Genomic DNA, 20,738 nt, shown 5'->3' with positions numbered 1-20,738 from the left:
GCGCGCGTCGTCGAGGGCCGGCATACAGTTGAGAGCTATGAATGACGAGACGAGAATCTCGGTAGTGCCGGCCCCTGGTGAGCCACATCGGCAGTGGCGCACCGCAGACCCTGAGCTGGGTCCAGGAGAGGCTGTCCTTCTCATCATGGCTAGTGACTCGAAGGTAGCGGTGTCTAAGCTAATAGCAGGGACAGAGGATTTAACCAAAGACGAGATCATATCTCTAGGTCGGCTGAACTTTCACTGCTTCCTCCAAGGCTACGAGCCCATGGTGGTGCTGTTTAGATCAACAACTAAAATCCATCCTGCTATTCCGAATCTAATTGGTGATGAACTCAATCAAGTGTAGACAAAGCGTCACTGAGTCGAGCGCGTGCAGCTTGAGCCTCATATCGGGATCGCAGGTCACAGCAAGGTCCAGGCTGTCGCCCGTCGTTCGCTGGGGACAGCATCCCGCGCTGGATGATGATGCCTCGAATCGCAGATCCGTTTCCGAGTTACAGCGCGAGTAGCCCGTCGACCACCTCGACGAGGTCTTCGCCAGCGACGTCAGCGGGGAGGAAGACCTCGCCGGGTCTGCCTTCCAGGCGGGAACACCAGCCAGCCATGGCGCCGGCCTTCTTCGCTCCGTGGCAGTCCCAGGCGTGCACTGCCACCAGGGCCATGCGGCCCATGTCGCAACCCAGCGTGTCCGCGCTATAGCGATACACCTCAGGAGCTGGCTTCCACACCCCGACAGCGTCAGATGTCACGACATGATCGACGTAGGAATTTAAGCCTGCCCCCTCCAGAAAGGAGCGAGTGTTCTCGGGGTCGCCGACAGTCAGGCATCCGACAGTCACCCCGGCCTCGGAGAGTCTCTTCAGTGCGGGAGCGGCATCTGGGAACGCGGGCATCGTTCCGAAGCCGTCCAGGACGTAGTCAATATCGGAGTCTGACATGCCCTGTTGAGTCTCGGTGCGCAACGCCTGGCGGGCTGTCCGGGTGAAATCTGCATTCTCGCCGGCAAGGGACAGCGCCATCGCGTCACGTTGGAAACGCATGAAGAAGGGGCCCAGTACCGAAGACTGCTGGCCGACCTCCTGGAGTCTGGAACCGATCGGGTCCAGATCGAGCAACGTCTCCAGGACGTCAAACACCACTGCCTCAACGCGACCAGTCATGCGCGGCTCCTTCGAAGTAGGACTCTTGCTCCTCGGCCTCCTCGGCCTCCTGGGTCTCATCGGGGCCAGAAGCGTTCTCGGTGCCGAGAGGAGAATCGTCTCCGCTCAACCCCTTGAGACGCAAGACGTCCGGTGCCGCGAATGAAGAGTCGAAGATCCTCTGTGCCGACCCCTGCGGGTCAGAGTCAGCGATCTGGTCAGTCGGGGTGCGCAGTCTGGCAGTGCGATGATTCGAGGCGCTATCAGGATTTCTGCCGCCTCGCCGTCGAAGGCCTCTCAGGGACCACAGACCCGAACCATCTGAGAACTGCAACGAGGACGAAGGACACGCCGGGTTCTTCAGTGGATACTGGTTTCTCACTGCACCCTGTCCCGCTGGAAGCTGCCAGCTAGGCGGACGGCACCGGCGGACGGCAAGTTCAATCAGCGCAGACGGAAGGTGAAACCCTCCTATGAGCCCTCAAGACGATCAGCATGGGCTTCTCAGCACAGTGGTCCGCGGCACGCGCAGCACCGTCGGTCGAGAAAGCACCACGTTCGGATTCTCGATACTTTCTCCTCAGAAACACGGTGGATCATGCAGCTGTCTGGGCCCTGGCCGCCTTCGTCGCGGGAGGCGTCTATCTGATCGTCGAGAGCATCGAAACTGCGCTGGCTGAAAAGATTCTGCGTTCGGCCGGTGACGCTGAGGCGGAGACCGTGGACCCGTGACGTCGATACCCCGCACCTGCGCAAGTTCCTCACTCCGGGATTCGGTACCTCGGCTCCGCTGAAGAGTTGCTCAGCTGTCATGCGCCGGTACGCCGCCGGGCAGACTGCTGAACCGTCTCAGCGAGACCAGGCGCGCAGAACTATAGGTCAAATTCCCGAGGGCGGGGATCGGGCACGGAGCGTGCGATGTCGTCTCGACTGAGCATTCCCACCAGGTCATGTCCATCGATGACTGGAAGACGGCGCACCTCATGGTTGCTCATGGTCGCGATCGCTTCGTCGACGCTGTCATCGGCGCCGATCGTGACGGGCTTGCCTTCAGCCAGCTCGCCAGCTCTGACCTGGCGAGGGTCGGTGCCGACCGCCATGCATTTGATGACGAGGTCACGGTCGGTGATGACGCCTTTGAGCCGGTTGTCCTCCCCGCAAATAGGCAGGGCCCCGACGTCGAGATCTTTCATCTTGCGCGCGACCTCTTCCAGGGTCTGGTTCTCTCCGACGCATTCGGCCCCAGGGGTCATGATCTCGCGTGCCTTGGTCATCTCGACTCCTTCGATAGTGCTGGGTTGTTCTCGGCCCGTTTTCCAGGCTCTCCGGCAGCCGGGTGGCGAGATTTCAATGCTCAGCGTGGAACTTCAGACGCGGCCCCGCGGTCCGACATCTCGGTGACCTGTCTCCGGCGTCGATCGCGACGAGCAATGGGCTCCACGGGACAGTCCTTGACGAGGATTCAGTCAGTGCCCGGGGCTTGAGCAATCCCAACGTAGCCCCCCGCTACCGGACTGTAAAGGGTCCTCCGCTCACCTGCGTGATCCGGTGCGGCACGGGCTGCGGTCACTGCCGAAGAGCCGGTCAGAACCTGTCACCGGCTTCAAGATGGAGACATTTCGACCGGTCACGTGCGAAGCTGGCCGGGATCCCAGTCATTGCGAGGATTATCGATGAATGCACACGAGTGGTGGGGCCTGGCCGGGGTATTCCTAGGTGGAGCCACCCCGTGGCTGGAAGCGATCCTGGTCATCCCGGCAGGCATCGCCACGGGGCTGCCGTTGATTCCGGTGATCATAGCCGGCACCCTCGGCAATCTTCTGACCGTGGGCGCAGCTGCCTATGGGGGAGAGCGGCTGCGTCAAAGGTGGACCACCTGGCGGCAGCGCAAGAGGGACGCCTCGGGCACGGAGCCGGACTCGAGGAGCCGAGCCCACCGAGAGGCTAAGGCGCGGCGCAAACAGGAACGCATCGAGCGCGTCATGGACCGTGGAGGACTGCCGCTGCTGGCCATCCTCGGTCCGCTGGGCATCGGGACACAGCTAGCGGCATTGGCCGCAGTGGCTGCAGGGGTCCGGGCGACACCGGCGTTCGTGTGGGTCGGGGCGGCCACTGTCGGGTGGAGCATCGCGGCGGCGATCGCGGCGGTGACGGGACTGCAGCTGTTGGGTTTCTAGCGCCGGTGGTCGTCAGAGATATGGCGTCGGCCATCACTAGGTCGGCGCGCTGCTTGCAGGCTCAGAGAACCTCGCCGTCGTGCTGCGGACAGTGCAGCCCCGGCCGGGTAGCCGGCGGGCCACCAAGCTCGTCCACGGTCCAAGTCTCCGGCATTCACGGGGTCTCGGGGACCATGGCTAGCCCGGCTGCGGGGCGCGCAGCCCGCCGAGGATGGTCTGCTTCACCGTCTCGGCCAGCGCCGCATCCGGGGCGCCGCCCACCGGCCGGTACCAGTCCACGATCGAGTTGATCGTGCCCATCGCCAGGCGGGAGGCTGTGCGGGCGTCGATGTCGCCGCGAAGGTCCCCGTCCTGCTGGGCCTGCCGGATCAGCTCCGCGATGCGCAGGGTGATCTCGCGGCGTCGCTGCAGCGCCTTGACCTCCATCTCGGAGTTCCCTCGCAGGCGCAGCAGCAGCGTCACATAGGGCAATGAAGTGGTCAGCACCTTGACCGATTCGCTCAGGATGATCTCCAGCTCAGCCACCGCCGGGGCGTCAAGCGCCTCCGCCTCCGCGATCACGCGCTCCAGCTCGGCCAGCGAACGGTTCAGCGCGATGTCGAGGATCTCCTCCTTGGAGTCCACGTGGTGGTAGATGGCGGACTTGGAGATGCCCAGTTCACGGGAGAGCGCCCCCATGGAGGTCGCCTCATAGCCGTGCCGGTTGAACGCCTCCACGCAGACCGTGATCAGACCCTCGCGGTCATAGCCGGGACGTCCCCTGCGGGAGGTGGACGACGTCGTGGAAGTGGTGCTCATGACGTCCACACTAGCGGCGCATCATTTCGGGCGCTGGTCATAGATCCGGCGCAGCTTGCCGGAGGAGCGGGCGAGCGACCCGGGCTCCTCCACGCTGATCCTGCAGCTGGATCCGACCTTGACCTTGATCTGCCGGGCGAGCTCCGCGCCGGCGGTCTCGGCCTCTTCGGCGCTGGTCTCCGGGCGCCGTTCGATGTGCACGGTCATCTCATCCATCTTTCCCGGACGCGCGAGGCGCAGCTGGAAATGGGGAGAGAGGGCGGGGATCTCCAGGGCGATCTCTTCGATCTGAGAGGGAAAGAGGTTGACCCCGCGCAGGATGATCATGTCATCGCTGCGACCGGTGATCCGGCCCATGCGCCGGTGACCGGGGCGGTCGGAGCCGGGAAGCAGCCGGGTCAGATCATGGGTGCGGTAGCGGATGATCGGCAGCGCCTGTTTGGTCAAGGTGGTGAAGACCAGCTCGCCGTGCTCACCGGTGCGCAGCACCTCTTCCTCGATCGGGTCGATGATCTCGGGACGGAAGTGGTCCTCCCAGATGGTGGAGCCGTCCTGGCGCTCACCGGACTCGCCGGCGACACCGGGTCCCATGACCTCTGAGAGCCCGTAGATGTCGCAGGCGGTGAGGTCGAAGGTCTGCTCGATCTCGTGGCGCATCTTCTCCGTCCACGGCTCGGCGCCGAGCACAGCCACCTCCAGCGAGGTCTCCCGAGGGTCCATGCCCGCGTCGCGGAAGGCATCGGCGAGCGCCAGCAGGTACGTGGGAGTGCACAGGATCACCCGGGGTCTGAAATCCCGGATGAGCTGGACCTGCTTCTCGCTCTGTCCTCCGGACATCGGGATCACGGTGGCCTTGAGCTTCTCAATGCCGTAGTGGGCTCCGAGCCCGCCGGTGAACAGGCCGTAGCCGTAGGCGTTGTGCACCAGGTCTCCCGGACGAACCCCGGAATAGCGCAGGCACCGGGCGAACAGGCCGGCCCAGGTGTCGATGTCCTGGTCGGTGTAGCCCACCACTGTGGGCAGGCCGGTGGTGCCGGAGGAGGCGTGGATGCGGCGGACCTGCTCCATCGGCACGGCGAAGGCCTTGAAGGGGTAGGCCGCGCGCAGGAACTCCTTGTCGGTGAAGGGGAACTTCGCCAGGTCCTCCAGCGTCTGCAGGTCGTCAGGACCGACGCCGTGGGCGTCGTAGAGCTCGCGGTACGCCGCGACGTTGTCATAGGCGTGGCGCAGCGTCTGCTGCAGGCGGGTGAGCTGCAGCGCCTCGATCTCCTCGCGGCTCATCATCTCTTCGGTGTCGGGCGCGCCGGGTTCAGTCGGCGGGATCTCGGCGGCTTCCGTGTTGAGGATGCTCATGGGTTCATTTCTTTCCGGGAGAGGCGATGGTGCGGGAGCGGCCGCGGAAGAGGCCGATGAGGTCCTCGCCACGGGTGATCTTCACATCGGAGACGCCGCTGCGGCCGGCGCGCGCCACCTCGATCGCCTCGGCGATGATCTCGTCTCCCAGGAGGGCGGGTTTCAGGAAGTTGATGTCCACGCCGGAGGCGACGGTGATGGTCCCCTCGTCGAGGCTCGGATGATTGCATGCCATGGCGAAACAGGTGTCGGCCAGGGCAAAGATCATTCCTCCGTGGGCGATGTCGAAGCCGTTGGTCATGTCTTCCCGGATGGTCATGCTGATCCGGGCGTGGCCGGGGTCGGCCTGCAGGACCGTGATGCCGAGAGCCTGAGATGTCCGATCGTTGTCCAACATCCGATGGTGCGGACCCTCGAGGGGCTTCTGCCGTCCCTCGTGGGCGAGCTGGGTGGACTCCGTCATCGGTGCTCCTCATCGTAATTCCAGACCGAATGGTCAGTAAGTCAACTGAAGCACCGGAGCAGTTGTGATGTCAAGCACATGTCGGAGCGGTCCAGCTGGCGGGACCGGCGATGCGGGGCAGTGATGCGGGGCCAGTGATGCGGGGCAGGACGCAGCGCGGCCTGGATGTGCACGAGATGAGCGCGCGAGGGGCCGCGCCCGACTCACTCCTGCAGCGCGGCGGCGTAGCCCGAGCGGAAGTCCGGGTGGAGCAGCTCGCCGAGCAGGCCATGCAGCCGGGATCCGTCCAGCGCCCTGCCGTGGCCGTGGGTGAGCAGATCCAGGGGCGGGACGCTCTCCACGAGTGCAGGATCCAGACGCGGATCGCTCCACGGGTGGTGGAGTCCAAGCTGGTCCGCCATCCAGTTGTGCACCAGCCCCACCGGGACGGGCAGCGTGTCCACGCCCAGCAGCAGCTCCGGCGGAGAATCGAGGCTCAACAGTTCCACGGCGCCGCGGGCGGCATCCTCCGAATGGATGCGGTTGGAGATCCTCCAGGCCTGGTGAACGTCCTGGCCTGCGGCTTCCCCCACGGATCCGGAGCGCAGCTGCTTGCGGATCCGGTCGCGTCCCGGACCGTAGATCCCGGAGAGGCGCAGCACGCCGCTGCGGCTGCGCGCGGACGAGGCGGCGCCGCCGGTCCTCCAGGAGGCGAGCAGCTCCTCGGTGCGGGCCAGCACCTCGCCGGTGGCGCTCGCCGGGGTCAGCGGGGCCGACTCGTCCAGCATGCCCTCGGCGTCGCCGAGCACCGAGGTGGACGAGACCAGCAGGACCCGCACGGAATCGGCGAGTCCAGCCTGCTCCAGGCGGGCCAGGACCGTGCTCAGGCCCTGGAGGTAGACCTGTTCATAGCGCTGCGGGTCACGGCTGCCGGCTGCGGGGGAGAAGACCACGGCTGCGGTGTCCGTCGGCGGATGGGGGACGCTCTCGGGCTCGGTGAGGTCCACGGCCGCGCCGTCGAACGTGGCCGGAAGCCGTTCCGGGCTGCGTCGCCAGCCGGTGACCGAGAAGCCCCGCTGAAGCAGCCGGTGCCCGATCCGGGTCCCCACATCGCCGCAGCCGACCATCACGGCGCGCGGCCTCTCTGGATCCTCGGCATGCGGGGCTGCGGGGGCGGTCATCGCGGAGGGGACAGTCATGGTCCGAGCCTAGCCACATTCGCCGCCCGGGCGGCCGGATGTCCACCGCAGATGCAGAAGCACCCCCGCCCGGACTGGTCCCGGCAGGGGTGCTTCTCACACTGGCGGAGGCGGGGAGATTTGAACTCCCGGTCCGCTTTGAGGCGGACACTTCATTAGCAGTGAAGCCCATTCGGCCGCTCTGGCACGCCTCCTGTGCCCACGATGGCGGCGAACCGTTCTCATGTGCCCGTCTAGACTAGCGGTTCGGTCAGGAAACTGACAAAGCGCCCCCGCAGTACCCTGAGAAGGAACCTTCCGCGCCCGTGAGCCGGCCCCCGGCCAGCCCAGGGCCGTGCCCAGTCCACCGCCCAGCTCAGCAGGAGATCCCACCACCCATGTCGGCGAAGCCTGAGGAACGCACGGTCGCCGTGATCGGTGCGGGCCCACGCGGCACCTCGTTCCTGGAACGACTCCTGGGGGCGGTCGAGCACGGACATCGGGATGCCGCCTCGGTTCTGCTGCGCATCATCGTGATCGATCCGGGCCCGCACGGTCCCGGCAGGGTCTGGAATCCGCGGCAGTCGCCGCTGTACCTGATGAACACCCCGGCGAGCTTTCCCACGGCGGCGCCCGCCGGTCAGACCCAGGCACGGCTTCCGGCGTCATCGGTCTCGCGCTCCTTCGCCCAGTGGCGCGAGGGGCACGCGGCGGAGGCCACCGCGAGCCCGGTGCGGACAGACAGCTTCGAGCCGCCGGTCTTTCATGGGGTGGATCACGGTGGGGCCGACACCGACTATCCGACGCGCGCCGCCTACGGCCAGTACCTGAGCTGGCTGCACACCGAGGTCTGCGCCGCGCTGCAGCGCCACGCCGGAATCTCTGTGGAACAGCGCCGGGCCGAGGTGACCTCGCTGAGCCGGGCGGGAGCAGGCTATGAGCTCGTCCTCGACGACGACGTCGCCCACGTCCGTGCCGATCAGGTCGTGCTGGCGCTGGGTCATATCCCTGCAGGCCTGAACGAGACCGGCGAGCATTTCACCGCAGTGGCCCAGGAGCTGGGGCTGCGCTATCAGGCGCCCGCGATCCCCACGGACGTCGACTATCACGCGCTGCCCGCCGGGGAGAACGTGCTGGTCCGCGGCATGGGGCTGAACTTCTTCGACCTGATGATCCAGGCCAGCGTGGGCCGCGGAGGAGTCTTCCACGAGCATCCAGACCGTCCCGCCGGACAGCGCCTGGAGTACCTGGCCACCGGAGACGAGCCGCATCTGGTCGCCGGGTCACGACGCGGCACCCCATACCGCGGAAAATCCACGGCGCTGACCACTGCGCCCGGGTTCGCGCCCGTGGGTGTCACGCTGCACCATCTCACTGCTGAGGCGATCGCCGCCGCCGAACGGCGCCACGATGTGCTGGACTTCTCGGCCCACCTGTGGCCGCTGATCCAGCGCGACGTGCTGCGCACCTACTACCGGACCCTGATCCGGGTCGCGCCCGAGCTCTTCGGGGAGGGGTTCCCGGGCACTCTGGACGAGCTGCTGGCGGACACTCATCTGGGCGAGGCGGTGCTGCGCACCCGGGGCCACCACCTGCTGCGCGAGCATGCTCCGGACGTGCTCTGGTTCGACATCCGCTCGCTCGGTCGCCCCTTCGGAGAGCTGACCTTCGACTCAGCCGAGCAGTATCAGCAGCACATGGAGACCTATCTCGAAGATGACGCGGCGACCTCCGCCGCCGGGGTGCGCAGTCCCGTGAAGATGGCCATCGGGGCGCTGCACCTGGCACGCATGGAGGTCAAGGCACTGATCAGTCAGGGTCGGGTCTCCCAGGCCAGCCAGATCAGCGAGATCGAGGGCTGGTTCGAGTCCCTGGTGGAGGGTCTCGCCAGCGGTCCGCCGCTGCAGCGGATCGAAGAGCTCGCCGCTCTGGTCAGGTCGGGTGTGGTGGAGTTCCTGGGGCCGGAGCCGATCTTCGACGTGGACCGCGAGACGGGCTGCTTCACCGCGGAATCTCCGGCTGTGGCGGCCCCCACCTATCAGGCCCGCTGGCTGCTGGAGGCGATGATGCCGGCGAACCGGGTCCAGCTCTCCCGCTCGCCGCTGGTGGCAGGCTTACTGCGCAGCGGCCTCGCCCGGCCACGGGAACTCGCGGACGCCTCCGGGGCGCCGCGGGCCGGCAAGGGCTTCGACGTCACACCGCCGCCGCACCGGCTGATCCCCGCCGACGGGGCGCAGCCGGAGGAGATCTACGTGCTCGGACTCCAGCTCAGCTCCGTGCAGTGGGGGACTGCCATCGCCGCAGAGGCCGGCGGAGACGCCGAATCCTCCGCGCGCACGCTGGCAGATGCCGATGCCGCCGCCCGGGCAGTGCTGGCTGGACCGGCGGCTTGAAACGGGCCGGCGGAGCCCGCCGGGCCGGCACCGGTCACAGGATCGCGCGCCCCGGGTTGAGCCGATGGTCAGGGTCAAAGACGTTTTTGATGCTGCGCTGGAGCTCGATGACCTCGGCTGACTGTTCCCAGCTCAGCCAGCGCAGCTTATAGGTGCCGATGCCGTGCTCGCCGGTGATCGTCCCGCCCATCTCCAGGGCGATCCGCACGGAGCCGTCCAGGGCGGCATGCAGTCGGGACAAGGCTGAGACCGTCTGGGACGAGGCGCCGTCGTCGTCGCTCTCGCGGTCCTGCGCGCTCGGTTCTGGACCGGCCAGAGGTTCGATCTCGGAGCTGGGGACGCTGAAGGTGGGGTGCAGGTTCCCGTCCCCCGCGTGGGCGACGACCTTCAGCTGGACCTGGTGCTCCTCAGCAAGATCTTCGATCGCGCGGATATAGTCCACCAGCCTCGAGCGCGGGACCGCGACATCCTCGCCCACCCGGACCTCGGTGACGATCCCGTCCCCACGGGCGTGCCGGCGCAGCTCGATCAGCCGCTCAGATTCGGTGGACCCCGGAGCGCTGACCTCGGCGCCGAGCCCGCTGAGAACCTTGCGGATGATCTCCGCCTCGATGCTCGCACCGTGACCGTCGGTCTGGATCAGCAGCAGGGTGTTGCCGCGCTGAGCCAGGTCCGAACCCTGCGCCTCATCCAGGGCCAACATGGTCCGGTGGTCCAGCAGCTCGGTGATCGCGGGCTGGACTCGGGCCCTGCCGATGTCGAGCACGCCCTGGGCGGCGGTGGTCAGCTCGCCGAAGAAGGCGGCGATGGTCTCGGTGTGTCGGCTCAGGTGTCGCAGCCGCACGGTGACGCCCACGACGATCCCCAGGGTCCCCTCGGAGCCGACGAAGAGGCTGGTCAGGTCGTAACCGGCCACCCCTTTGAAAGTGGCCTGGCCGGTGTGGATCAGCGTGCCGTCGGCGAGCACCACATCCAGGGCCAGCACCGAATCTCGGGTCACCCCATATTTGGCGCAGCGCAGCCCGCCGGCATTGGTGGCGACATTGCCGCCGATGGTGGACGTGCGATAGCTGGCCGGGTCGGGGGCATACATCAACCCATGCTCGGCCGCCGCGGTGTTCAGGTCCGCGTTGATCACGCCCGGTTCGACCACGGCGACCTCGTCCTCTGCCCGCATCGCAAGGATCCGGTTCATGCGGGTCAGGTTCAGCACCACGGAGCCGGCAGTGGTGTTGGCGCCGCCGGAGACGGAGGTCCCCGCCCCGCGGGTGATGACCGGGAAGCCATGCTCGGCGGAGAGGCGCACCAGCTTCTGCACGTCCTGCGCCGATTCCGCGAAGACGACGGCGAGCGGAGCATGCACCTGCCAATGCTCGAGCGGCCCCTTGTCCACCGCGTGGGACTCGAGCTCTCCGGCCTCGGTGCTCAGGGCGTGGTGCGTGAAAGAGTCGCGCAGGACTGTCAGGACATGGTGGACGGAGGCGCTCATGGGGCCGAGTCTAGGCGAGCGGAATCCGTCCACCTGCCGCGGTGCTGCTGCACTCGGCTGTCGCGGCGCACTGGCGCTGAACTGTCGCGACGCACTTGCGCTCAACCGCTGCGGCCCACTTGCGCCGGGGCGTTCCGCGATGCAGACTTGTCCCTAGGTCAAGAGTGCCAGCGCAAAACCCCGGTTTGCTGGCCGACAACCCTCCAGTTCGCGGTGGGGTGCCCCGGGTGACGACCTGGCTGCGGCGATCACGTGACTCAGTGATCGACGTGGCAAGCGCGGGCCACACACCAGTGCGGGCCCTTACACCAGTCCTCAGGACAGGGCCGTACAGGATTCAGCGCCAGAAGCTCTCGCAGCTGGCAGCGACGTTCATGCGCGGCTCCGCCTCGGACCGCATTGAACGGAGAATCCCTTGAGCAACGACAACAGCACCTGGCAGTTCGAGACCCAGCAGATCCACGCCGGAGTCGCCCCCGACCCCGTCACCGGAGCACGGGCGCTGCCGATCCAGCAGACCACCTCCTTCGTCTTCCCGGACACGGCGGCCGCAGCACGCCGCTTCGGACTCGAAGAGATCGCCCCGATCTACTCCCGCATCGGCAACCCCACGGTCCAGGCGATCGAGGACAAGATCGCCGCCCTCGAGGGCGGAGTCGGAGCGCTGGCCGTCGGCTCGGGACAGGCCGCCACCTCCCTGGCCCTGCTGAACATCGCGGAATCCGGAAGCCACATCGTCGCCTCCCCGACGCTCTACGGCGGCACGCAGAACCTCTTCAAGCACACGCTGCCGAAGTTCGGCATCGAGGTGACCTTCGTGGAGGATCCCGATGACCTGGAGTCATGGCGCGCCGCCACGCGGGAGAACACCGTGGCCTTCTTCGGGGAGTCCGTGGCCAATCCGCGCGGAGACGTGCTGGACATCGAGGGGGTGGCCTCGGTCGCCCATGAACATGGCGCGCCGCTGATCATCGACTCCACGCTGACCACCCCGTACCTGATCAAGCCGATCGACTTCGGGGCCGACGTCGTCGTCCACTCGGCCACGAAGTTCCTCGGCGGCCACGGCACCGCCATCGCCGGAGTGATCGTGGACTCCGGACGCTTCGACTACTTCGCCCACCCAGATCGCTTTCCCGGGTTCAGCACTCCGGACGAGAGCTACCACGGGCTCGTCTTCGGCCGGGATCTCGGCGCCGAGGGGATCTTCGGGGTCAACCTCTCCTTCATCCTCAAGGCCCGCGTGCAGCTGCTGCGCGACCTCGGCCCCGCACTGTCCCCGCACAACGCCTTCGAGATCAACCTGGGCCTGGAGACCCTCTCGCTGCGGATCGAGCGCCACGTCGCCAACGCGCAGAAGGTCGCCGAGTACCTGGAGGCTCATGATGCGGTGAAGCGGGTCTACTACTCCGGGCTGCCCTCGAGCCCCTGCTACGAACGCGCGCAGAAGTACCTGCCCCGAGGCACCGGCGCGGTGCTGGCCTTCGAGCTCGCCGGTGGAGCCGGCGACGACGACGAGACGCAGGCCCGTGCGGGCCAGACGCTGGTCGACGCGCTCGAGCTGCACTCGCTGGTGGCCAATGTCGGTGACGTGCGCTCCCTGGCCATCCACCCGGCCTCGACCACCCACCGGCAGCTCAGCCCCGCCGAACAGCATGCCGCCGGGGTCAAGCCCGGTCTGGTCCGGCTCTCGGTGGGCCTGGAACACATCGACGACATCATCGCCGATCTCGCCCAGGGACTGGAGAAGGCGGCAACGATCCAGGCCGCTGACCAGGACTCTTCTGAGCAGGACCAGAGTGCGGACAATGTGACGAAGCAAGAAGCCGCAGCAGCGGTCTGAGGTTAGGGTGATCGGGTGCTGAATGACTTTGGGGACAGGCCCGCGGGTGCGCTGAAGACGGTCGATGTCGGAGCGTACACATTTGAGACAGGTGGGCAGCTTCCCGAAGTCACCATCGCCTACGAGACCTGGGGCACGCTCGAAGAGGACGGCAGCAATGCGGTCCTCGTGGCGCACGCCCTGACCGGGGACTCCCATGTCGCCTCCACCCCGGCAGATCCTTCCATCGGCTGGTGGGAGGGCCTGCTGGGCCCGGGACGCCCGATCGACACCCAGCGCTGGTTCGTCATCGCTCCGGCGATGGTCGGCGGCTGCTACGGCTCCACCGGACCCGCCTCCCTGGATCCCGAGGGGAAGCCCTATGGCTCCCGATTCCCCTTCGTGACGATTCGCGATTCCGTGCACCTGGAAGCCCGGCTGGCTGAAGCCCTGGGCATCCAGAAGTTTCACACGGTGATCGGTGGATCCATGGGAGGCGCCCGCGCGCTGGAATGGGCCGCCACGTACCCGGAGATGGTCGACGGCGTGGCGGTCTTCGCCTGCGGTGCGGCGTCGACTGCCGAGCAGATCGCCTTCGGCCAGGCCCAGGTGCTGGCGGTGGAGAACGATCCGCATTTCTGCGGGGGCGACTACTACGGTGGACCTGCCCCGCAGTCGGGGCTCGGACTCGCCCGACGGATCGCCCACATCACGTACCGCGCCGAGGCGGAGCTGGGCGCACGATTCGGCCGGGCTGCCCAGGGCGCAGAAGATCCCTTCGGCTGGAGCCGACGGCGCCGCGGCCGCTACCAGGTGGAGTCCTATCTGGACCATCAGGCGAACAAGCTGCTCAAGCGTTTCGACCCCAACTCCTACCTGATCCTCTCCGAGGCGCTGATGAGCCATGACGTGGGTCGGGGGCGCGGGGGAGCGGCTCAGGCGCTCGCCGGGGTCACGGCCGTCCCCTTCCTGGCGGCGGTGGAGACCGATCGGCTGTATCTTCCCGAGCAGTCCCAGCAGATCGCAGATTCGATTCCAGGGGACCACTCGGTTCACATGATCCACTCGCCGATCGGGCACGACGGGTTCCTCACCAGCGCAGAGCAGCTCGGGGTCCCCATGCGGGCCACGCTGCGGCTCTGAACCGCTGTTCAGCCGAAACAGGTATTCCAAGGATGTCACCGCGCTGTAACAACTGATCGGGCAGACTGACCGGGACGAGGAGAGTGATCCATGAGCCCGCAGCCCATCCTTCAGCCCGGTGAGCACCTGCCCGTGGGCGGCCGGTATCTGCCGGCCACCGCAGAGAACATCTTCTGGGGGAGGCTTCCCTGCGCGGCCGACGCTCCGGTGATGCGCGTCCAGTCAGGTGAGCAGGTCGTCATCGACACCCTCTCCCATGAGGGCATCCTCGAAGATCAGGGCCGTGATCCGCTGGCATACTTCACCAGCCACGGTGTCCCGGCCGAACAGGTGCTCACCGACGCCATCGAGCTCGCCGCCAGTGATCACCCGCGCGATGCGGCCGCAGACGGCCCGCATGTGAACACCGGGCCGATCCACGTCGAGGGCGCGCTCCCCGGAGACCTGCTCAAGATCAGCATCGACAGGCTGCAGCGCCGTGTCCCCTATGGCATCATCTCCAACCGTCACGGCAGGGGAGCGCTGAACGGCGAGTACCCCCGCCGGGAGGGCAACGTCTCGATCTTCGCCGACGTGGAGGAGACTGAAGCGACTCAGGACGGGAAGGCACAGGCTCGGGGACGGATGGCCCCGCGCGCCGGCGCCGAGAAGCTGCTGACCTTCGATCTGGCCCCCTTCTTCGGCACCATCGGCGTGGCCGTGAAAGGGGAGACGCGCCCCCATTCGGTGCCGCCGGGGCCCCATGGCGGCAACATCGACATCAAGATGCTCACCGAAGGAGCCTCGCTCTACCTTCCGGTGCAGGTTCCGGGGGCGCTGGCCTTCGTCGGGGATCCCCACTTCGCCCAGGGCGACGGTGAGGTCGCACTGACTGCGATGGAGGCTTCGCTGCGCGGGACGCTGAGCTTCGACGTGATTCCGCGGGAGCAGGCGCTCGCGGCCTTCGGCGAGCAGATCGGGCCGCTCGCCGAGACCGCCGAGTTCCTCATCCCCACCGGCATGGACGAGGACCTGGACCTCGCCGTGCAGAACTGCGTGCGCAACGCGATCACCTTGCTCCAGGCCCGCTGGGGTCTGGATGCCGAGCACGCCTACGCCTATCTCTCCGCCGCCACGGACTTCAACATCTCCCAGGTGGTCGACCTGGTCAAAGGGGTGCACGCACGCGTGACGATCAAGGACTTCGCGAGGCTGTGATGGAGACCAAGGACAGCACGGTCTGGCGAGAAGGCGGCGACGCGCACGCCCCGCTGGTGCCGGCCGTCGGGTCCGGACCCCTGGACGGCCAGAGCGTCGCCGTCAAGGACCTCTATGCGGTGGCGGGTCACCGCATCGGTGCGGGCAATCCGACCTGGCTGGCGGAGGCAGCCGTGGAGACCACCACGGCTGCCGCTCTTGCGCAGCTGCTGCAGGCCGGCGCCGAGGTCCTCGGCATCGCGCAGACCGACGAGCTCGCCCTCTCTCTGGCCGGGACCAACCAGCACTATGGGACCCCGCCCAACCCCAGGGCCGCCGACCGGATCAGCGGCGGGTCCAGCTCGGGCTCCGCGGCCGCCGTCGCGCTGGGGGAGGCGAGCATCGGGCTCGGCACGGACACCGGGGGGTCCATCCGCGTGCCGGCCTCTTATCAGGGTCTATGGGGGATGCGCAGCACCCACGGGCTGATCTCCCGCGAGGGTCTGCTTCCGCTGGCGCAGAGCTTCGACACGGTGGGCTGGATGACCCGCGACGCCGAGACGCTGGGGCTGGTCGCCGATGTGCTCGTCCCCGTCAGGCAGGAGGCAGAGCAGCACGCCGGGCTGCCGGCGGAGCTCACGCTCATCCCCAGCCTCTTCGACCAGGTGGACCCGGAGGTGGCAGAGACCGTGCGCGCCGCTGTGGACGGTGTGACCGCGCATCAGAACTCCCTGCGGCCGCGAGTGCACCTGAAGCGACTCGACGGCGTCTCCGCCGAGATGCGCGCCGCCTGGCTCGAAGCATTCCGGATCATCCAGATGCGTGAGGCCTGGGCGAACCACGGTTCATGGGTGGGTGCCCGCTGGGAGGCGATGGCCGACGACGTCGGCGCACGGTTCCGCATGGCCAGCCAGCTCAGCGCAGATCAGGAGCGGCAGGCCCGGGCGCTCGCCGCCGGTGCACGCCGGATCATCCGGGAATGGGTCGGCGACTCCGTGCTGGCGCTTCCCTCGGCCGCCGGTCCCGCGCCGCTGCGCAGCGAGGCTGCCCTGGGCGGCAAGGTCATCGAGGAGCACCGCCGCGGCACCATGATGCTCACCTGTCTGGCCGGGCTCGCCGGGCTCCCTGCCGTCAATGTCCCGCTGCGCACGGCAGCGGGACTTCCCACTGGGGTGTGCCTGCTCGGACCTGTCGGCAGTGATCGCGAACTCGTCCGCTGGGCGCAGAGATTCCATGCCCGGCTCCCGTCGACCCAGGAGACCCGATGATGAAGCTCAGCGAATTCAATGATGCCGCCCCGGAGGAACTGACCGAGCTGCTCGCCGCCTGTGCGCCGATCCCCTCCTGGCGTTCGGCGATCCTTGCTCGGCGCCCCTATGCCAGCGTGGACGAGCTGACCGAGACCGCGGCCGAGATGGCCAGGGGCTGGACCGATCTGGAGGTCGACGGGGCGCTGGAGCACCACCCACGGATCGGGGAGAAGGCCCAGGGAACATCCCGAGAGGCCGAGGCCTCCCGACGTGAACAGGGCAGCCTCGGTGCCGATGAGGCCGCCCAGGCGGAATGGATCAGCGCCAACGAGGCCTACGAGCAGCGCTTCGACCGGATCTTCCTGATCCGCGCCGCAGGCCGCTCGGACCGGGAGATGAGAAGCCAGCTCGAGCTTCGACTGCAGAACTCGCCGGAGGAGGAGGCCGCGGTGCGCCGCGAGCAGCTGGCTGAGATCGCTGTGCGGAGGCTGGAACAGGCCGTCTCGTGAGGATACGCATCTGTTTCACGGATGAAACAATAGTTTCAGTACGATGTCCAGTATGAGTTCCAGCCAGATCAATCCGCCGCCCCGGCTGCTCATGGGGCCAGGCCCGATCAACGCCGATCCGCGCGTCCTGCGCGCCATGTCAGCTCAGCTCGTGGGTCAGTATGATCCGGCGATGACCGGCTACATGAACGAAGTCATGGAGCTCTACCGCGGGGTCTTCAAGACCAGCAACGAGGCCACGTTCCTGGTAGACGGCACCTCCCGGGCAGGCATTGAAGCGGCCCTGATCTCGCTGATCGAACCCGGTGCCAAAGTGCTCGTGCCGATCTTCGGACGGTTCGGTCACCTGCTCAAGGAGATCGCCGTGCGCGCCGGAGCTGAGGTCGCCGTCCGGGAGAAGACCTGGGGCCAGGTCTTCACGCCCGAGGAGATCGAGCAGGCCATCATCGAGGAGCGCCCCGCCCTGCTCGCCCTGGTCCAGGGCGACACCTCCACCACGATGAACCAGCCGCTCGAGGACATCGGTGAGATCTGTCAGCGCCACGGCGTGCTCTTCTACACCGATGTGACCGCCTCGCTGGCCGGCAATGAGTTCTCCGCCGATGAGTGGAAGATCGACGCCGTCACCGCGGGGCTGCAGAAGTGCCTCGGCGGTCCCTCCGGCTCGGCTCCGATCAGTCTCTCGGATCGCGCCGTGGACGCCATCCGCTCGCGGCGGCACGTCGAAGCGGGCATCGCCGACGGCACCGCGGGCCGCGGCACCAGAATCGCGTCGAACTACTTCGATCTGGCCATGATCATGGACTACTGGGCGCCGCAGCGCCTGAACCACCACACCGAAGCCACCTCCATGCTCTACGGAGCCCGCGAATGCGCCCGACTGCTGCTGGACGAAGGTCTCGACGCCGCCGTCGCTCGTCACGAGCTCCATGGTCGGGCCATGCTGGCAGGAGTCCAGGGACTCGGTCTAGAGGTCTTCGGCGACATCACACACAAGATGAACAATGTGGTCGCCGTGGATATCCCGGCAGGGGTCGACGGCGACGCCGTCCGATCGGCCATGCTGGCCGACTACGGCATCGAGATCGGCACCAGCTTCGGACCGCTGCACGGCAAGGTCTGGCGGATCGGCACGATGGGGTATAACGCCCGCAAGGACGCGGTCATGATCACCCTGGCCGCGCTGGAGCAGGTGCTGCGCGCCGGCGGCGCAGAGGTCCGGCCCGGCGGCGGGACCGGGGCGGCAGCGGAGATCTACCAGGACCACGCGGGCAGCCAGGCCCAGCAGCCCGGTGAGGTGCCCGCATGACCATCGACGCAGCGGCGGCGCGCATCATGGCGCGCTGTGATGAGCTCGCCGCCATCAGCGCCCTCCCGGATGGGATACTGCGTGCCTACCTGACCGAGGAGCACCAGCGGCACAACGCACTTGCCGCCGCGTGGATGACCGAAGTGGGGATGGAGACCTGGCAGGACGCCGCGGGCAACCAGTGTGCTCGGCTCGAGGGACGTGAGCCCGGTCTGCCTGCGCTGATCATCGCCTCCCACCTGGACACCGTGCCCGATGCAGGACGCTACGACGGCATCATGGGTGTGCTGCTGGGGATCGAGACCGCCCGACTGCTGGGGCCCCACGCCCGTGAGCTTCCCTTCGCTGTGGAGATCGTCGCCTTCGCCGACGAGGAGGGTGCCCGCTTCGGCGCCACCCTGCTCGGTTCCCGGGCCATGGCCGGCACCTGGGACCCGCACTGGTGGGAGGTCGCCGACGCCGAGGGCATCAGCATGGCCCAGGCCTTCTGGGACTTCGGACTGGATCCGGAGAAGGTCGACGACGCCGCACGGTCGCCCGAGGAGCTGGTCGGGTACCTCGAAGCACACATCGAGCAGGGCCCCTACCTCGAGGCCGCGCAGCGACCACTGGGACTGGTGAGCTCCATCGCCGGCGCGCGACGCTTCCGGCTCGCCATCCAGGGCGAGGCCCGCCACGCCGGAGGAACTCCCTATGAGCGTCGTCGCGATGCCCTGATCGGCGCCGCCCAGGCAGTGCTCGACGTGGAGCGGATCGGCCGCGAGCGTGGCGTCATCGCCACCGTGGGCCAGCTCGAGACGCGTCCAGGGGCGGTGAACGTGGTGCCCGGGGAGGCTGACCTCTCCCTGGACCTCCGCGCCGAGTCCGATGAGCTGCGCGACGCCGCGTGGGAGGAGATCCACACGGCGCTGGCGGGATTCTGTGCGCAGCGGAATCTCGAGCTGACGGTGGAGGAGATCCATTCCGCCCCGACCGTGACCTGCTCGGAGAGACTGCGCCGGGCCCTGGCAGCAGGGGTGGCGGCCACCGGAGACGCCGAGCCGATCACGCTGTACTCCAGAGCCGGGCACGACGCCATGGCCATGGCATCGGTGACCGACGTCGCGATGCTCTTCACCCGCTGTGAGGACGGGATCAGCCACCACCCGCAGGAGAACGTGATGGTCACCGACGTGGCGCTGGCGCTGCAGGCGCTGGAGAGCACCGTCTGGGAAGTCGCACGAGAGCATGGAGAGCGAGCAGGAAGATGACGACGCCACAGATCGGTGAGAGCGAGCCCCGGCTCGAGGCAGAGACCCGGATCGATGCCCGCATCGACGCCCACTACGGCGCCCTGGCCCCGCAGGAGCGAAGGGTCGCAGATTTTCTGCTCGAGCACCTGGGGGACCTGGCGATCTTCTCCGCCGCTGACATCAGCCGCGAGACAGGGGTCTCCAAGGCCACCGTCTCCCGGCTCTTCCGCAAGCTGGACTTCGAGGACTTCCGCGAGGTCAAGGACCACGCCCGAGCGCTGCGCAGCCGCGGGGTGCCCACCGCCGCGCCGGTGACCTCGGCCGACACCGAGGGCTCCACCGGCCTGCAGCGCCACGAGGCGCGCGACCACGAGAACCTGGCCCGACTCGGCGCAGGTCTGGCCGAAGGCCGGCTTCACCAGGCGGTGGAGATGCTCACCAGCGCCGACCGGGTGATCCTGCTGGGACTGCGCAACAGCTACCCGGTGGCGCTGCACCTGCACCAGCAGCTCATCCAGACACGCCCCAGGGTCCGGATCGCACCTCAGCCGGGACAGACGCTGGGTGAGGAGCTGGCCGGGATCTCAGCCGGGGACCTGGTGGTGGCGGTGGGCTTCCGCCGTCGTCCCGTGGTCTTCGGCAAGGCCGTCCGGGCGGTGGCCTCCTCCGGGGCCCAGCTGCTGTGTCTCGGCGACAGCACCTCCCGGCACTATGCCATGGAGGCCGACTGCTGGATCGAATGCCCGATCGATTCCGAGGGCGCCTTCGACAGCTACGCCGCAGCGATGTCCCTGGTCAGCCTGCTCGCCAACGGGGTGCTCAACCGGCAGCTGGGAGCGGGCCGAAAACGCATCTCCGCGATCGCGCGGGCCTATGACGAGCTCGACGAGCTCGAGCACTGAGCACTTGAGCATTGAGGACTTCAGCACTGAGAAGAGGAGCCACGATGAGTCTCATCACCACCCATGTCCTGGACACCACCACCGGGACTCCGGCGCGCGGAATCGCCGTGAAGCTGGTGGGATCCGAGGGAGCGCCGCTCGGCTCGGGCACCACCGACGCCGACGGTCGCATCGCGGACCTTGGCCCGGAAAAGCTTCCCGCCGGCGCCTACCGGCTCGTCTTCGCCACGGCAGAGTACTTCGCCTCCCGCGAGGTCGCCCACTTCTTCCCCGAGGTCACGCTGACCTTCGCCGTGGACGCCTCGGCGGAGCATTATCACGTGCCGCTGCTGCTGAGCCCCTTCGGCTACAGCACCTACCGGGGCAGCTGACCAGCACGGGAGCTCTTGCCCGCCCGCCGATCCCCGTCGAACACCGGCCCGC

Annotated in this window: 21 protein-coding genes, 1 tRNA gene and 1 riboswitch; of the genes, 13 read left to right on the top strand and 9 right to left on the bottom strand. The window is 67.6% G+C overall.

Going from position 1 to position 20,738, the window contains the following annotated elements; genetic code table 11:
- Window positions 1-37 precede the first annotated feature (37 nt).
- Window positions 38-349, top strand: coding sequence for a hypothetical protein (locus tag H4W27_RS09295; RefSeq protein WP_192595682.1), 312 nt, complete (start codon window positions 38-40; stop codon window positions 347-349).
- A gap of 148 nt (window positions 350-497) precedes the next feature.
- Here H4W27_RS09295 and H4W27_RS09290 read toward each other — a convergent pair whose 3' ends face one another.
- Complete coding sequence (locus H4W27_RS09290; RefSeq protein WP_192595681.1) at window positions 498-1,163, bottom strand: haloacid dehalogenase type II; 666 nt, start codon at window positions 1,161-1,163, stop codon at window positions 498-500.
- A complete protein-coding gene (locus H4W27_RS13760) occupies window positions 1,147-1,272 on the bottom strand; it encodes a hypothetical protein (RefSeq protein ID WP_264080981.1) in 126 nt (41 codons plus the stop codon). The genes H4W27_RS09290 and H4W27_RS13760 overlap by 17 nt, the downstream gene beginning before the upstream one ends.
- Window positions 1,273-1,733: 461 nt before the next feature.
- On the opposite strand from H4W27_RS13760, the gene H4W27_RS09285 reads away from it, so the two are divergent.
- Entirely contained in the window at window positions 1,734-1,874 is a 141-nt protein-coding gene (locus tag H4W27_RS09285; protein ID WP_192595680.1) for a hypothetical protein, read from the top strand.
- A gap of 140 nt (window positions 1,875-2,014) precedes the next feature.
- Here H4W27_RS09285 and H4W27_RS09280 read toward each other — a convergent pair whose 3' ends face one another.
- On the bottom strand, window positions 2,015-2,416 hold the full coding sequence (locus H4W27_RS09280; protein ID WP_192595679.1) for a CBS domain-containing protein: 402 nt from the start codon (window positions 2,414-2,416) through the stop codon (window positions 2,015-2,017).
- A gap of 399 nt (window positions 2,417-2,815) precedes the next feature.
- Between H4W27_RS09280 and H4W27_RS09275 the strand changes: the two genes are divergently transcribed.
- Window positions 2,816-3,319, top strand: a complete 504-nt coding sequence (locus H4W27_RS09275; RefSeq protein ID WP_192595678.1) for a small multi-drug export protein — start codon at window positions 2,816-2,818, stop codon at window positions 3,317-3,319.
- A 177-nt stretch (window positions 3,320-3,496) separates the two neighbouring features.
- Here H4W27_RS09275 and H4W27_RS09270 read toward each other — a convergent pair whose 3' ends face one another.
- The 5 genes from H4W27_RS09270 to H4W27_RS09250 form a co-directional block, all read right to left on the bottom strand.
- Window positions 3,497-4,117, bottom strand: coding sequence for a TetR/AcrR family transcriptional regulator (locus tag H4W27_RS09270; protein WP_192595677.1), 621 nt, complete (start codon window positions 4,115-4,117; stop codon window positions 3,497-3,499).
- A gap of 21 nt (window positions 4,118-4,138) precedes the next feature.
- A complete protein-coding gene (locus H4W27_RS09265; protein ID WP_192595676.1) occupies window positions 4,139-5,470 on the bottom strand; it encodes an AMP-binding protein in 1,332 nt (443 codons plus the stop codon).
- 4 nt (window positions 5,471-5,474) lie between these two features.
- Window positions 5,475-5,933: a hydroxyphenylacetyl-CoA thioesterase PaaI gene (paaI, locus tag H4W27_RS09260; protein ID WP_192595675.1), complete on the bottom strand. Its 459-nt coding sequence runs from the start codon at window positions 5,931-5,933 to the stop codon at window positions 5,475-5,477.
- Between the two features lie 203 nt (window positions 5,934-6,136).
- The gene (locus H4W27_RS09255) at window positions 6,137-7,111 is read right to left on the bottom strand and encodes an NAD-dependent epimerase/dehydratase family protein (protein ID WP_192595674.1); all 975 of its coding nucleotides are present in this window, start codon (window positions 7,109-7,111) and stop codon (window positions 6,137-6,139) included.
- A gap of 102 nt (window positions 7,112-7,213) precedes the next feature.
- Window positions 7,214-7,305: transfer RNA gene (locus H4W27_RS09250), tRNA-Ser, on the bottom strand.
- A gap of 183 nt (window positions 7,306-7,488) precedes the next feature.
- On the opposite strand from H4W27_RS09250, the gene H4W27_RS09245 reads away from it, so the two are divergent.
- Complete coding sequence (locus tag H4W27_RS09245; protein WP_192595673.1) at window positions 7,489-9,483, top strand: FAD/NAD(P)-binding protein; 1,995 nt, start codon at window positions 7,489-7,491, stop codon at window positions 9,481-9,483.
- A 34-nt stretch (window positions 9,484-9,517) separates the two neighbouring features.
- Here the strand turns inward: H4W27_RS09245 and H4W27_RS09240 are convergent, their stop codons facing one another.
- Window positions 9,518-10,972 carry an FAD-binding oxidoreductase gene (locus tag H4W27_RS09240; protein WP_192595672.1) on the bottom strand — a complete coding sequence of 485 codons (1,455 nt, stop codon included), beginning with the start codon at window positions 10,970-10,972 and terminating at the stop codon, window positions 9,518-9,520.
- 156 nt (window positions 10,973-11,128) lie between these two features.
- Window positions 11,129-11,257: riboswitch (SAM riboswitch) on the top strand.
- A gap of 130 nt (window positions 11,258-11,387) precedes the next feature.
- Here H4W27_RS09240 and H4W27_RS09235 point away from each other — a divergent pair.
- From H4W27_RS09235 to uraH, 9 genes are all read left to right on the top strand, one after another.
- Window positions 11,388-12,815 (top strand): O-acetylhomoserine aminocarboxypropyltransferase/cysteine synthase family protein, encoded by a 1,428-nt coding sequence (locus H4W27_RS09235; RefSeq protein ID WP_192595671.1) that lies wholly within the window; start codon window positions 11,388-11,390, stop codon window positions 12,813-12,815.
- A gap of 15 nt (window positions 12,816-12,830) precedes the next feature.
- Complete coding sequence (metX, locus tag H4W27_RS09230) at window positions 12,831-13,937, top strand: homoserine O-acetyltransferase MetX (RefSeq protein WP_192595670.1); 1,107 nt, start codon at window positions 12,831-12,833, stop codon at window positions 13,935-13,937.
- A 90-nt stretch (window positions 13,938-14,027) separates the two neighbouring features.
- A complete protein-coding gene (locus H4W27_RS09225) occupies window positions 14,028-15,134 on the top strand; it encodes an acetamidase/formamidase family protein (RefSeq protein WP_192595669.1) in 1,107 nt (368 codons plus the stop codon).
- Window positions 15,134-16,381, top strand: a complete 1,248-nt coding sequence (locus H4W27_RS09220; RefSeq protein WP_192595668.1) for an amidase — start codon at window positions 15,134-15,136, stop codon at window positions 16,379-16,381. The genes H4W27_RS09225 and H4W27_RS09220 overlap by 1 nt, the downstream gene beginning before the upstream one ends.
- Window positions 16,378-16,872, top strand: a complete 495-nt coding sequence (gene uraD, locus H4W27_RS09215) for a 2-oxo-4-hydroxy-4-carboxy-5-ureidoimidazoline decarboxylase (protein WP_192595667.1) — start codon at window positions 16,378-16,380, stop codon at window positions 16,870-16,872. The genes H4W27_RS09220 and uraD overlap by 4 nt, the downstream gene beginning before the upstream one ends.
- A 43-nt stretch (window positions 16,873-16,915) precedes the next feature.
- Window positions 16,916-18,181, top strand: coding sequence for a pyridoxal-phosphate-dependent aminotransferase family protein (locus H4W27_RS09210; RefSeq protein ID WP_404821849.1), 1,266 nt, complete (start codon window positions 16,916-16,918; stop codon window positions 18,179-18,181).
- On the top strand, window positions 18,178-19,431 hold the full coding sequence (locus H4W27_RS09205; RefSeq protein WP_192595665.1) for an allantoate amidohydrolase: 1,254 nt from the start codon (window positions 18,178-18,180) through the stop codon (window positions 19,429-19,431). Before H4W27_RS09210 ends, H4W27_RS09205 begins: the two co-directional genes overlap by 4 nt.
- A complete protein-coding gene (locus H4W27_RS09200) occupies window positions 19,428-20,315 on the top strand; it encodes a MurR/RpiR family transcriptional regulator (RefSeq protein WP_192595664.1) in 888 nt (295 codons plus the stop codon). The genes H4W27_RS09205 and H4W27_RS09200 overlap by 4 nt, the downstream gene beginning before the upstream one ends.
- Before the next feature lie 44 nt (window positions 20,316-20,359).
- Complete coding sequence (gene uraH, locus H4W27_RS09195; protein ID WP_192595663.1) at window positions 20,360-20,686, top strand: hydroxyisourate hydrolase; 327 nt, start codon at window positions 20,360-20,362, stop codon at window positions 20,684-20,686.
- The last annotated feature ends 52 nt before the right edge of the window (window positions 20,687-20,738 follow it).

Source organism: Nesterenkonia lutea (genome assembly GCF_014873955.1).
GTDB classification, from domain to species: Bacteria; Actinomycetota; Actinomycetes; order Actinomycetales; family Micrococcaceae; genus Nesterenkonia; species Nesterenkonia lutea.
The sequence above is the reverse complement of the archived record's forward strand: the minus strand, read 5'-3'. Positions and strand labels throughout refer to the sequence as shown.